9 protein-coding genes are annotated in these 13,640 nt (G+C 51.9%); 7 read left to right on the top strand and 2 right to left on the bottom strand.

Features of this window, described 5'->3' with window-relative positions:
- Window positions 1-25: 25 nt before the first annotated feature.
- The 7 genes from BUC22_RS21225 to BUC22_RS03215 all read left to right on the top strand — a co-directional run bounded on the left by BUC22_RS21225 (window position 26) and on the right by BUC22_RS03215 (window position 8,548).
- The gene (locus tag BUC22_RS21225) at window positions 26-658 is read left to right on the top strand and encodes a zinc ribbon domain-containing protein (RefSeq protein WP_013381553.1); all 633 of its coding nucleotides are present in this window, start codon (window positions 26-28) and stop codon (window positions 656-658) included.
- 55 nt (window positions 659-713) lie between these two features.
- On the top strand, window positions 714-1,433 hold the full coding sequence (locus BUC22_RS03240; protein ID WP_013381552.1) for a LytR/AlgR family response regulator transcription factor: 720 nt from the start codon (window positions 714-716) through the stop codon (window positions 1,431-1,433).
- Complete coding sequence (locus BUC22_RS03235; RefSeq protein ID WP_013381551.1) at window positions 1,430-2,779, top strand: GHKL domain-containing protein; 1,350 nt, start codon at window positions 1,430-1,432, stop codon at window positions 2,777-2,779. The genes BUC22_RS03240 and BUC22_RS03235 overlap by 4 nt, the downstream gene beginning before the upstream one ends.
- A gap of 135 nt (window positions 2,780-2,914) precedes the next feature.
- A complete protein-coding gene (locus BUC22_RS03230; RefSeq protein ID WP_013381550.1) occupies window positions 2,915-3,823 on the top strand; it encodes a CPBP family intramembrane glutamic endopeptidase in 909 nt (302 codons plus the stop codon).
- Window positions 3,824-3,868: 45 nt separating this feature from the next.
- The gene (locus BUC22_RS03225) at window positions 3,869-5,863 is read left to right on the top strand and encodes a chitobiase/beta-hexosaminidase C-terminal domain-containing protein (RefSeq protein ID WP_013381549.1); all 1,995 of its coding nucleotides are present in this window, start codon (window positions 3,869-3,871) and stop codon (window positions 5,861-5,863) included.
- Window positions 5,860-6,297, top strand: coding sequence for a DUF5684 domain-containing protein (locus BUC22_RS03220; RefSeq protein ID WP_013381548.1), 438 nt, complete (start codon window positions 5,860-5,862; stop codon window positions 6,295-6,297). The genes BUC22_RS03225 and BUC22_RS03220 overlap by 4 nt, the downstream gene beginning before the upstream one ends.
- A gap of 10 nt (window positions 6,298-6,307) precedes the next feature.
- Window positions 6,308-8,548 carry a C1 family peptidase gene (locus BUC22_RS03215; protein WP_013381547.1) on the top strand — a complete coding sequence of 747 codons (2,241 nt, stop codon included), beginning with the start codon at window positions 6,308-6,310 and terminating at the stop codon, window positions 8,546-8,548.
- Window positions 8,549-8,626: 78 nt separating this feature from the next.
- Here BUC22_RS03215 and BUC22_RS03210 read toward each other — a convergent pair whose 3' ends face one another.
- Window positions 8,627-9,742, bottom strand: coding sequence for an LCP family protein (locus tag BUC22_RS03210; RefSeq protein WP_073382330.1), 1,116 nt, complete (start codon window positions 9,740-9,742; stop codon window positions 8,627-8,629).
- A gap of 161 nt (window positions 9,743-9,903) precedes the next feature.
- On the bottom strand, window positions 9,904-13,518 hold the full coding sequence (locus BUC22_RS03205; RefSeq protein ID WP_013381544.1) for an ABC transporter permease: 3,615 nt from the start codon (window positions 13,516-13,518) through the stop codon (window positions 9,904-9,906).
- Window positions 13,519-13,640: the final 122 nt, after the last annotated feature.

Below are 13,640 nucleotides of genomic sequence, written 5' to 3'. Positions count from 1 at the left end.
AAATAAACGAAAAGGAAGTGATCTTATGACCAAGTACTGCCCAAATTGTTATGTCGGTATTGACCCGGAGGATAAGGTATGTTCCAATTGCGGAGCAGAGCTGAAACCGGACGAAACAAAAATGGCTGAATCCTTCCCGGCAGAAGACCCGGGTGATGCGGCAGACGTATTTGCTGCTAAAATTGAGAACACCAGCTGCGATACGACGGAGGATGAAAATCCAGCCGAAAGCGGTGAGGCAGAAGACCCTGGCGATGCAGCTGATGTGGTAGTTGCATCCATGATTGACGATAACAGCTGCGGTGAGGACGCTGAACCTGAAACAGCTGAGCTGACACCGGCAGCATCAGAGTATAAAAACGCTTTTGAAAATGAGCCGGAGCGGCCAGAGCCTTTGCAGCCGGCATCGGCCGGCCCGGTACCGAAAATAATGGGTCTTGGCGAGTGGCTGCTTACCTTGTTTCTCGTCTGTATTCCAATTGTCAACCTTATTATGCTGATTTATTGGAGCGCAGCCAACGACATCGACCCAAATAAAAAGAATTACGCGAGGGCACAGCTAATCATTATGGCCATTGGCGTGGTCATTTCCTTTATGTTTTTTGGCTCCATTGTCGCCATGATTCTGGCCTTTGGAAATTATTATTACTATTATTAAAAATAAAGCCCCGCTTTCTTTATGAGAGCGGGGCTTTTGAAGAGGTGAGAGGGTTATGTTCATTATTTTATGTGAAGACAATGCTGAGGACAGAGAGAACGCAGCCCGATTGATTGAAGAGGTTGCGAATGGAATTTTTCCTGATCACTGCTTTCAGGTGTTTGAGGACGCAGAAAGCTGTCTGAAGGCCATCAGAAAACAGCCGCCCGACATTGCGTTTATTGATATATTTTTAAAAGAAAAAAACGGAATCGAGCTGGCAGAGGCTGTCCGAAAGCTTAATCCAGAGGTAGCGATTATTTTTCTGACCATGTCGAATGAGTTTGCTTCAGAATCCTATCGCGTCAGAGCTGTGGATTACATTCTTAAGCCTGCGGAACAGAGGCTGGTTGTTGAGGCGCTTCGGCAGTGCATAAGACAACAGGACATGGTGACAGCGCTCACGATCCGGCAGCGCCAGGAGACTCTTCGGATTGACCAGCAAAAAATTGAAAAATTGGAATCCCAGGGTAATTATCTTCTGATTTATATGGACAGTGGTGAGGTCATCAGAACACGCTGTCAGCTCAAAAAAATCCAGGAGCAGCTGAGTGCAGAAATGCTTATGCTCAGGCGGGGCGTAGTGGTTAATATGGATGCGATCCAGACAATTAAAAACGGAACCTGCAGAATGAAATCCGGCGAAGAAATCATGCTCAGCCGTCAGCACGCTAAGGAAATCCGCGGAAAATATTACGATTACCAGTATCATCAGGTGCAGAAGGGCCCTCTATGAATGTTTTTCTCAATGCCAATATGTTCGCGCGCTATCTGCTGGGCTTCTGGTTTCAGGTGGTACCCGTTGCTTTTATCTGCCTGCTGCCTTTTGACAGGGAAGACTACCGCCTGCCCCCAAAAAGACTGGTATCACTGGGGATTGCCAGCATGGCGCTTCTTTCACTCGCAGAGACTGCGATGCTGGTCAGGAATGAGACCCTGTTTACAGGAGATAATGCCATTACGACAGCGGATAATCTGGTCCGTTTTGTAACCATGCTCGTCTGTCTGGCGCTCTATTTTTACTGTGTGCGGAGCACAGCGATGAAAAAAATCCTGGTCTACGCCATGGGTTTTACCTACGCAGCTTTTACAACAGCCCTGGGCACGCTGTACAGTAATGTAAACCCCTGGCAGGTCGAGGAAGCCGGTGTGCTGCTGCAGGATGGATCACTGTATTTTTATATGGCGCTTGATGTTCTGTTAGTGCCGGTGGCAGCGGTGTTTATGCGCAGGCAGGTACGGCCTGCCCTCAAAAATATGGAGCCTGCGATCACGCGTAAAATCGGCGCAGGGATCATCCTGCTCATGCTGATTTACGGCGTCAGTTTTGCGACAGTTACAGGCGCCAGAACCTTTTATACCCCGCCGATGCTCATTGTCTTTTTCAGCCTGACACTCTGCGTGTTTTTTTCCTTTACCCTTTTCTTTTCCATTGTGCGCCAGAGCGCTCAGACCATGAAGGCAGAGGAAGAAGCCCAGCGCCTGGCCCAGCAGGTCGAAATCGACGCCCTCAGCTACCGTAAGATGATGAGCAGCATTGAACAGGCCCGGGCTGCCCGGCATGATGTACGCCATCATATGCGGCAGATTGGCAGTATGCTGAAAAAAGGCGACCGCGAAGGCGCAGAGGCCTACACCCAAACCTATATGGAACGCATGGATGTTCAGTCGCAGGTTACGGTATGCCAGAATTATCTGGTCAATAATATTGTGCTCTACTACCTGGATTTATGCCAGAAAGATGGCATTGAGCTAAGACACCGTATTGTGCTTCCAGAGCTTCTGGGGATCAGCCCAGTGGATTTGACCGTTCTCTTTTCAAATATTTTAGAAAACGCCCTGAACGCCTGCAGGCAGGTAACAGAGGGAATAACCTTTATTGACCTTCGCGCCGAATGCATTGGCGCTTCCCTCGTGATTGTCATGGAAAACAGCCAGAAGCCCAAAGTGTCAGCTTCAGAACACGGCAGCGGAGTGGGGATGAAAAGTGTGGCCGCCATTGTCCAGGCCCACGACGGCCAGGTGAACGCTGGCCCAGAAGGTAACTTTTATGTAACAAAGATCAGTTTGTGTTTAGAATAGCCCTTTAAAGTGTGACGAACTGCGTGTAAACGTGATGAGTTGCACTTTTTTTAGTGGATAGTCGTGATATAATAATAATAACGTTTACGATGGATATTATGAAACATAACAGAGAATAAGGAGGAGATCGACAATATGTATGAAAAAAGAATAGATCGGCTGTTTTCTCGTCCGGCTTTTATGAAAGAGGTCCGGAAGGCAGAGACGAACCAGCGTTTTATCATTGAAATCGCATCATTCATTGTGTTTTTTCTGGTTTATTTCAAGCTGACAAAAATGGGCGGCGCTTATATTAAAACGCTGGACTCCTCGGCGTGGCCTGTGGGAAGCCCTGAAGCAATCATAAATTTTTTGAATATCATCGGCATCGCCGGCGCCATTGCCTGCTGCTGGTTTATCGAAAAGCGGCCTCCCCGCGGGCTGGGCTATGTAAAAGCCGGCCTGGGCAGTGAATATCTGGTGGGAATAGCCGCTGGCTTTATCGGCTTTGTGGCCTGCGTGGGCTTTGGGATGCTGGCTGGCGTGGTCAAAATTAACGGCCTGATGCCCGACATCGCGTGGGGCAGTATTCTGTTCCTCTTTGTCAGCTACATGGTGCAGGGGATGACCGAGGAAGTCATCACCAGAGGCTATTTGATGGTGACCTTGTCTCAAAAGCTGCCTCTCTGGGCCAGCGCAGTCATCAGTGCTGCGTTTTTTTCTCTGGCCCATATCAAAGCAACGGGGCTTAACTTTCTGCCTCTGTTCAATATTTTCATCGTCGGCGTCTTTTTGGCGTTGGTTATTCTGAGGCGGGGCAGCATTTGGATGGCAGCAGGCTTTCACACAGCCTGGAACTTTACCCAGGGAAACCTGTTCGGCTTTTCAGTGAGTGGTCACGAAAAGAGCGCTGCCATCCTCTCCGCCCAGATCGCAGAGGGAAACCCCATACTGACCGGCGGCAGCTTTGGACTGGAGGCCAGTATTTTTACAACGCTTACTACAATTGTCTTGATCACGATTGTGTTTTTGGTAAAACCCATTGACCGGAGCGCACAGGCTTAGCTTTCAGGCCGAAAGGCTGGAATAAAAATAAAGAGAGGTAATTATATGAAAAAGAAACGGATTTTTGCAGTATTCATTTCCCTGCTGCTGTGCCTGGCCACAGCATCGCCTGCTTTTGCGCAGACCATCACCGTTGATGAAGGGAAAGACGGCGTGTACAGCGGCGATATTCTGATGACACAGAATATGCGGTATGATTTTGACCCGCTTAAATATTTTGATCCAGATCATCTGGAAGATCTGGATATGGATAAGGATTTTTATGAAAGCTGGGAGGCGACAGGAATCCCGGGAGCGACAGGAAATGACGGCCAGGTGATTCCGGCAAATACGGTGGAAACAGCCGCTGAGGAAATAACACAGGCAAAAGCCCTCGTAGAAAACAGTGAGGATACCGCTCAGGCATCGCTGGAAGCGCAGGCCCAGGCAGCAACAGTGCCCTATAAAGTGGGCGATACCAGAACATTTACATCAAGCACCCATGTGACTGGTGCTCCTTTTGAAGCAAAGTGTATCGCCGTCGGAGACCACACAACCTTCTGGCTGGACACAGAGAATAAAGGTGGCTTCGCGACCGAGGACACTATCCTCGGCCTGAAGGATAAAATTGATACAGAGATTTATCAACACCTCACCACTTCTTTTGGAAATTCTGACAGTATTGACGTCGATGGTGACGGCAAGGTGGCATTTGTTTTTTATCCCATGCCCAACCCACATTTAGGTGGGCATTTTACGTCAGACGATCTGCTATCTAATAAAATGGATATGCTCAACATTAACAGCGCCGCAACAATGGACGGCGAAACCTATGGAGAAAGCCTGGGAATGGGAATTTCCACCCATGAGTGGCAGCATTTGATCAATTACGCGCAAACCGGCGGCGGCGAGTTGCTCACACCGCCGGACGAGTCCTATACGTACAGTGAAACCTGGCTGAATGAAACCTTTGCCCAGAACGCCGTAGCTGTCTGCGGCGTGAGCGGTGATGTACCAAATGTACAGCTGACGGCCTACAATACCTATGTCGATGCCTATAACACTACCGTTCCCATGGTTTTCTCAGGCCTGTATGTGCCTCAGGGAAGGGTGGATACAGCCGGTACAGGCGCTTATATAAACTGGTACCTTTTCGGGCGTTATCTGGCCAGCCAGACCGAAGGCTTGGAAGGCGGCGGTGATGAAATATATAAAACCATACTAAATACCAACCGCGAGACCAGAAAAAGCCCTGTAAGCGATGAACAGATTAGTCTTGGAACCTGCGATAAAGAAGCAGTGACAGACGCGTTGACCAAAATGGGCTATATGGGCGAGGGCACACAGGTCAAGGACTTTGACGCACTTATCCGAAACTATACTTTAGCTAATTTCTTCCAACAGAAAGACGGCATTTACAGCTTTGGCGACAATCTGGGGAACTTTTCCCTTTCTCAGGCAGCCAGACCAACCATCACCAGTGCGGTAGACGCACCACAGAAGCTGATCGGCGCAGGCGCAGCCACCTTCACCAAAATCGAAAACGGCAGTATCACCGTCGATAAGGCGGCAGCGGGCGAACATATCCGCCACCTCGGCATTACCATCAACTACGACGGCGTGACCGCTGAGGGCTACAGCCCGGTTGATGGCGCCATGACTGTGGATAAGGGTACCCCGGTAACTCTGAGCACAACAGATACCGGCGTCACCCTGCGCTACACCACAGACGGCACCGCCCCCACCGCTGAAACCGGCATGGTCTACGAAGAACCCATCACTGTGGATCAGGACATGACCATCAAGGCCATCACAGCCGATGCGTACGGTACCTCCGACGTGGCAGCCTTTAGCTATAAGGTGAAAACCGAAGCGCCGGCCGGCACCGGAGAAGGCACTATCACCGACAAAAACGCCGAGGGCGCAAACCCCACCGGCTCAGGAAAAAATGTGGGCACTGGCATTACGGGTACACAGGCACAAACCCTTCTGGCAGCCGCGGCGCTCCTGCTTCTGGCCACAGGCGGATGTATTTTAATCAGAAAGAGAGTTAAAAAATGACCTACAATTATTTCTATGAGACAACGGGTATGGTCGGGCTGCTTTTAGCCCTGGCCTGGTATGTATTCATCCTGGTAGCAGGCTGGAAGCTGTTTGAAAAAGCAGGCGAGCCTGGCTGGAAGTCACTGATTCCAATTTACGGCAGCTATATCCTGTATAAGATCAGCTGGAAAACCAGCATGTTCTGGGTTTATCTGGCCTGTGTCGTGGTGGGCGGCTTTATGGGGGCTTCCGAAAACGGCGCGCTGGTCTCTATCAGCAGCCTGCTCTCTTTAGCATCCTTTGTCCTGATGATCATCCAGACCCATAAGCTGTCAAAGGCCTTTGGGCACGGAGCAGGCTACACCATCGGCCTGCTTTTGCTGAGACCTGTTTTCATACTGATCCTTGGCTTTGGAAGCGCAGAGTACAAGGGCAATCCAGAACAGAACTGAGGAGAAGAAAATGCACAAAAAAACAAGCAGACAACCCAGGCGTTTTAAAAAAGTCCTGCTCACAACCTTAGTCACACTGCCGCTCTTAATGGGCAGTGTGGGCGCAGCAGGGCCTCAGACGGATCAACCGGCCATTGGCGGCTACAGCAGCGATACCGCCGGTGCAGGCTACAGCAACTATCCCGCAGGCGAGAACCGGATCGCGCCGAAAAGCGCACTGCCGGAAAAACTGGATCTTCGGGCTGCCGACCTGGATGGGGATGGGGTTACAGAACCGCCTTATGTTACCATCGCAAAGGCACAAAGTCCCTGGGGAACCTGCTGGGCTTTTGGAGCCCTGTCGGCCGTGGAGTCGAATTATATCAAAACTACGGGCAGCGCCGCCAAAAACGTTGATTTTTCGGAGCGGTACCACGCCTGGTTTGCTTATACGCCAGACCACGGAGAAGGGATCGAATCGGTTAAAAATGCTGATAAGCGTCTCGATTATGGTGGAAACCGCAATATCAGCGCAACTGTACTTTCCAGCTGGTCCGGGCCTGCAGAGGAAAGCGCAGCGCCCTATGAGGCAAATGACGGGAACACCAAATCGCAAGACGCGGACTGGAGCCTGCCGGACAGCCTTATCAGAGATTCGGAAGCCATGTCCGGCGCGCGGGTGCAGAACATTGATTTCCTGCCTAGCACCGCCACTTTTACAGATCAGCAAAGCCATGAAGGCTACGTCTATTCCGATGCAGCTACTACAGCCATCAAGCAGGCAATCGTGGACAACGGCGTGGTAGAGATTTCCTATTGCGCGGCTGTTTCAATGCCGGGAGGGACGACAGATCTGCGTTACCTGAATATGGAAACCAAGGCCCACTATACCGATGAGTATACCACCCCCAACCATGCGGTCAGCATTGTGGGCTGGGATGACAACTATTCGGCTGAAAACTTTAAAGAAGGAAATCAACCAACAGCTGACGGCGCGTGGATTGTCAAAAACAGCTGGGGAAACTTTGAGGATAGATCAGACGAAGTCTGGGAAAGCCATAAAGACGAATCTCCCGTGGACCGTCAGGGCTATTTCTATCTCTCCTACTACGACCAGTCTGTCTGCGATTTTACCTCCTATCAGGTCGATACAGATGCAGACGGTCTGTTTACCTACGACAACAACTACCAGTACGACTATCTGGGGCTTAAATCGCCGGACAGCCGTAAGCCGTCAGAAGCGGGATGCAGCGGCATGACCGCCAATGTGTTTACGGCCGCCTCGGACGAGCTGCTTCAGGCAGTCTCAGTGATGACTGCCGAGCCTGACTGCACAGCCGATATCCAGATCTATAAGGTGGCCGCAGGAACCACCGACCCCACCTCGGGCGAGCTTGTGGCAGAACAGGAAAGCGTGAGTGTACCTTACGCGGGCTACCATACCATCGCACTAAAAGAGGCGATCCCATTAAAAGCAGGTGAAAGCTTTGCGGTGGTGGAAACCATCAAAAACAGAGACGGAAACGGCTATGCGCCCATCGAGCGTGGAAGCGGTGAAGTGGTGGATGTGGAGGATGAAGAAGCCACTGAACCAACTGGAGAAACCACCATCCGTTACATTGCAGATGTCGCCGAGGGCCAGAGCTTTCTGCATAAAGAAGGCGCCTGGGTCGATCTGGCTAAGGATGGAACCGACGGTGTGGATAAAGAGGGCCATGCCCTGAAGACCGGCAACGCCATGATCAAGGCCTTCACCACCAATCTGGACAGCTGTACACTGGCAGGCCTGTCCATTGAGGCACTGAACGCCGAAGGGCAGAGTCTTGGCAGCCAGCAGGTTACCGAATTCTCAAAGGTAGCGCTGCCAGAAGGCACAGAGGCGATTCGCCTGATGCCCACATTAGAGGGAGAAGGAACTCTGACGATCACCGCCGCTGGTCAGACCGTGAGCGCGGAAGCGCCGATACCAAAGGATCAGTTTTTACAGGAGGGCCTCATTTTTACCACCCAGGCCACCGGGCCCAGAGGAAATAATAGCGAGGTTAACACCTATCGTCTGAGCTTTGAGATCAAAACAGCGCAGAGTACCGGTGAAGAACCCGGCACGGGCACAAACAGCGCAGAGGAAGAAAAAAATAATGCCGCCGATAAAAACGCAGGCACCGGAATCCATGAAAACAGAACAGCTGCGGTTCTGAGTACAGTCGCGTTAGTGTTACTGCTGGCAGCAGGCCTGGGAGTCGTTTACCGGAGACGTAGAAACAATCCGTAAAAAGACATCCATCCAGTCAAAGCCATAAAATAAAAAAGGTATCCGCAAAGCAGATTAAGTGCTTTGGGATACCTTTTTTTACGGTGCGTCCTCAACAGGCACCACCACATTTTCATTGGCAGAATCCTTTAAATAGCTTTCAAAGGGAGCGCTGGTATCAATGGTAATGCCAGTTTTACCACCGGTCTGCCCGGCGATAGTATCGCTGATCTTCATAAGGTCATCCGAGGGCGTGTAATCTGAATCATTGCCATATAAAATCTTGTGCAGCACAATGGCGTTATCGGCCAGCGTGTCGGGGACAAGGTACCAGACGCCGTCGATCATATCACCATAGGAGTAATCATCAAGGGGGACTCTGTAGCCATCAAAGGTCTTATTATCCAGGGACATAAAAGTCTTGGCGTAGCCTGTCATATCCTTAAGCGGCAAAGAGGTCTGCACATAGGGATAAACCCTGCCGAGGAGATTGAGATCTGTAAAAATATCGCTGTTAAAAAGCTTTTGAGCAATCTGCTCAAAGACCTCCCGCTGGCGTTTAGTACGCATATAGTCATTGTCACTGTAGCGCTCGCGGCAGAAGGACAGCGCCTGGATTCCGGTAACAGTCTGGACACCCGTCTGTGTAAGGAACGGGTCGGATTTTCCGACCTTGTCGTTGTCATCCATGATGTACTGGTTTGTCCAATGGAGCACAGATTCATTGGGAATATTGATCTCAACCCCGCCCAGGGCATCGACCACATCCACCAGGCATTTAAAGTCAATGGAGACATAGTCCGAAATATTTAAGTCCAGGTTTTCATTCAAGGTTTGGACAGCGAGCTCAGGGCCGCCGTAATCGTAAGCGGCATTGACCTTTTCATAGCTTACGTTGTTTTCCCTGGTCTCGGGAATTTTGACCATAAGGTCCCGCATAAGGGAGGTGACCTTGACATTGCCGGTTTTGTAATTGACTGTGACCAGCATGATGGTGTCGGAGCGGTCACCTTCAACATCATTGCGGCCATCGAGACCGAAAACAGCAATATTGGAAACATCCTTGTCCAGCTTTTGGTTAATATGGAGCTGGCTTGAATCAAGCCGGTCGCCGGAGATCCCCTGTAAAATGCTGAAGCAGTAAACCGCACCGCTTGCAATCAAAATCACCAGACAAACTAAAACGACACTGAGCACCTTTTTCCTTAATTGCATACCAGTACCTCCTTTGTACCTGCTTGTATTGACTGCGCGCAAGTCCAAACACCGATGTATTAGGATTTGTTAAGTATAGCACACTTTTGATACAAAATAGATACATTTTAGGTGCATTTAAGAAAGAATACAGAATGAAAAGATGCACTGGCGTCATGCTTCTATTCCACACTCTTAAGCGAATCAATCATATCAATGTGATCCAGAGTCTTATTGGTCATGAGGTTGACGATCAGTGCAAAGCTGAAGGAGATCAGCGCCGTGATGGCGTAGCTGACAGGCTCCACATAGACGGCAAAGTGAACCGATGGCATATTGAGCACATAGGTCAGGCTGCCGCCCAGGGCACGGCCCACCGGCAGGCCCAGCAGAATACCGATAAGGGTGAGAATAAGTGTTTCCTTATTCACATAGAGGTGAACCTCCTTGTCATAGAAGCCAAGAACCTTCATGGAGGCCAGCTCCCGTGTCCGCTCCGATATATTGGTAGAGGACAGGGAAAACAGCACGATGAAGGCCAGACCCGCCGCCATGGCTGTAATCAGGTAAACGACGGAGTTCACCAGGGAAAAGGCTGAGGAAAAGCTTTCCTTAAGCTCGGCAGTGCTGGTGACAGACAGCATTTTATCCTGACGTCCCAGGGCATCGGCATAGGCCTTATGATCGGTGCAGGCGGATGAAAGATGGGCGAGGGCGGCGTTAGGCTCGTAGGCGCCAAACATGGCCTCATAAACGCTCTGGCGCATATAAACCGCGTTGCCAAGGTAGTTGCGCACGATCCCCGAGACGGTTGATTCCTGTTGAACCAGCTGGTCATCCTGGATAAAGAGCGCATCCCCAGTGCCAAGGTCCAGCATACGGGAGGCGTTTTCCGTGATCAGCACACCGTTGTCCGGCAGAGAAGACGGGAAGCCATCCGTGTTTTCAAGATGGATATAGCCTTTGAGGGAATGCCCCTCAGGCACCACGATGAGCTGTACCTTTTCCTCCTTGCCCTCGGCAGTTTTTTTGAGCTTGACATTGCCAGTCAGCACGTTGATATAATCCGCAATGTTATCATCCCCGGATAGGCGTTCCATGACCTCGGTATTGTCATCCGCAGAGGTGACAGCCATGAGGTCATACTGGTAGATATGCTCATACTGCTTGGGCATAAGGTCGTTAACCGAGTTTTTAATGGCAAAGCCGCAGAGCACCAGGGCAGTGCAGCCCATGATGCCCGCCACGGTCATAAACAGTCTCTTTTTGTAGCGGAACAGGTTTCGCATGGTCACCTTGTTTAAAAAAGAGAGACGGTTCCAGAGCGCCGGAATACGTTCCAGCAGAACCCGTGAGCCGCCGCGCGGGGCCTTAGGGCACATGAGCACATCAGGCATATGAATGAGCTCGGTACGGCAGGCGATGGCCGCCGCGCCCGAAATACTGACGGTGAACAGCAGTACACCACCCAGGCCATAGAGCAGGTTAAACCGGAACAGGTATTCCGGCAGCATATAAAGGATCTGGAAGATGGTAAATACAAATTTGGGCAGCAGGATAAAGCCGCAGATGTCGCCCAGAATACCGCCGGCAAGACAGGCCGCCAAGGCGTAAAGCAGGTACTTGCTGTAAATGGCGGCATCCCGGTAGCCCAATGCCTTGTAGGTACCGATGAGCCCACGTTCCTCCTCAACCATGCGGGTGATGGTGGTCAGGCTGATGAGCACCGCCACCACCAGAAAGACAATGGGGAAGGCAGTCCCGACCGCCTCGATGGAGCCTGCGTCGCTCTCAATACTGGCGTAGCCGCCCAGAGCACTGCGGTCCTGAACGTACCATTTGGCAGTGTCGATGTCGGCCAGCTCGGCCCGGGCGTCTGCCAGCTTTTGCTCAGCCTTTGCTTTGGCTTCCTCGTATTCCTGGCGCTTTTCATTAAGCTCCGCCTGACCTTCATCCAGCTCGGCTTCTCCGTCCACCAGCTCCTGACGGCCGTTTTCGAGGGTTTGACGTCCTTCAGCCAGCTGTCTCCGGGCGTTGTCCTCCTGAGAGGAGATCTCAGCCGCGCCGACGTCCAGCTGGTTTTGTCCGCTCAGCAGCTGGGTGCGGCCCTCAGCCAGCTGAGCTCGGGCAACTGCGAGCTGCGCAGCGTTCGCCTCCAATGTCTCGGCTGTGGCCTTAAACTGGGCGTCGGCCTCGGTCTGTTGTTGTTCCAGCGCCGCACGGTTTTCATCCAGGGTTTTACGGCCCTCAGTCAGCTGGCGCAGACCATTGGCCAGCTGAGGAATGACCTCTGGCAGAGCCTGAAGCTGAGCCTTTTGGGCCAGAAGCGCTGCCAGCCGGGCAGCATCATCCGGATCGGCTGGGTCTAGGGCGGCAATCTGTTCGTCGATGGCCTGAACAGCGCCGTTCAGCACCGGCATAAAGGCAGCCATAAAGGCGGACTGAGCTTCTGTTTCCGCTTCCGGGGGCGCTGCGAGCCAGGCCTCCCAGAGATCATTGGGCCATGCTGGACCAAACAGACCAGACAGGGCTTCCTCCTGGGCGTTTAAATCGGCCTGGGCATCCTCCAGCTTTGCCTGCTCCTCATCGAGCAGGGCACGGGCGCTTTGCAGCTGGGCATTCACTTCAGCCTGCTTTTGGGCCAGAAGCTCACGTCCCTGGCTCAGCTGTGTTTCACCCTCATCCAGCAAAGCGCTGGAATCCTCAAGTCTGGAGGCATTGGCGATGAGCGCAGCGTAGCCGTCGTTTATCTGCTGCCGGGCTGCCTCAAACTGGGCATTTGCTGTCTGCTCCTGGCCGGCCAGCTCCCGTGCTCCGTTTTCCAGTTCCCGAAAACCCTCTGTAAGCTTCTGCCGCCCATCGGCCAGCTCCTGCTCGGCGTTAGCGAACTCGGCGTCTGCCTCCGCAAACTGCGCGTTCATTTTTTGCTCAGCATCGGCGATTTTGTCGGCCGCCTCACCAGTAACGGACTGGGTGCGCGCCTGCTCACGGTCCGTTTTGATCTTAGCCTCAATGGCCTGAATAACCTGCTGCACGCTGTCCTTGTAAGCGTCGGAGTAACAGATTAAGTCGCGGCTGTCCGCGAGCGTCAGATAAACAGCGGTAAAGACATCGCTGCTAACAGCCCCGGGGGTCACAAAAAAGGTGAAATCGGTGGTGGAGGCAGAACGGAAGGCAGAGGCTCCCTCATTGTTGCTGACATCCATGGGGTCCAGCACCACACCGGTAATCTTATAGGTGGTATTCGCAAAGGTGGACGTTTCGGTCTTGTCCTCAAAGTCTGCGGCCCATTCGTCGCTATTCCCGGAACTGTCCTCTTGTTCAGCTGTTTTCAAATCCTCCTCGATGGTAAGAGAGTCGCCGAGGGATTTGCCGGTGTCCTTCATGTATTTCTGCGTCACGGCGATCTCATCCGCCTTTTGCGGAAGAACGCCCTCCAGCAGGTAAGGCGCGTTCAGTCCCTTGGCGCTCAGCACCTTGACCTGGGCGTTCTGGCGCTTATCATCTACATGGGTGTAGACCGTCTCGCTGTAGGCTCCCTCGGCCGTTTCAACGCCGTCCAGCTGCGAGAGCGCTGTCACGTCCTCATCTGTAAGGCCCAGGGTGGACATGACCGAAATGTCATAGAGCTTCTGGGTATCAAAAAAATGGTCGGCCGAATAGCGCAGGTCATCACAGGCGGCCTTAAGGCCTGTGAGCATGGTGACGCCAAGGGCTGTGATCAGGAGGATGGAAAAAAAGCGTTTGCGGCTTTTCTGGATGGTTCGCCAAATATCTTTAAGGAATGCGTTTTTCATGGTTGTTTGCCTCCGTTGTGAACAACATGGTGTTGATTTCTTTATCTTTATTATAGAGCTTAAACCAGGCAGCATCAATGAACAAAACAAAGGGAAATGTTGAACACAACATGCTGTTGTGC

The organism is Eubacterium callanderi (assembly GCF_900142645.1).
Lineage (GTDB): Bacteria > Bacillota > Clostridia > Eubacteriales > Eubacteriaceae > Eubacterium > Eubacterium callanderi.
This window is presented reverse-complemented; position numbering and strand designations above follow the sequence as displayed.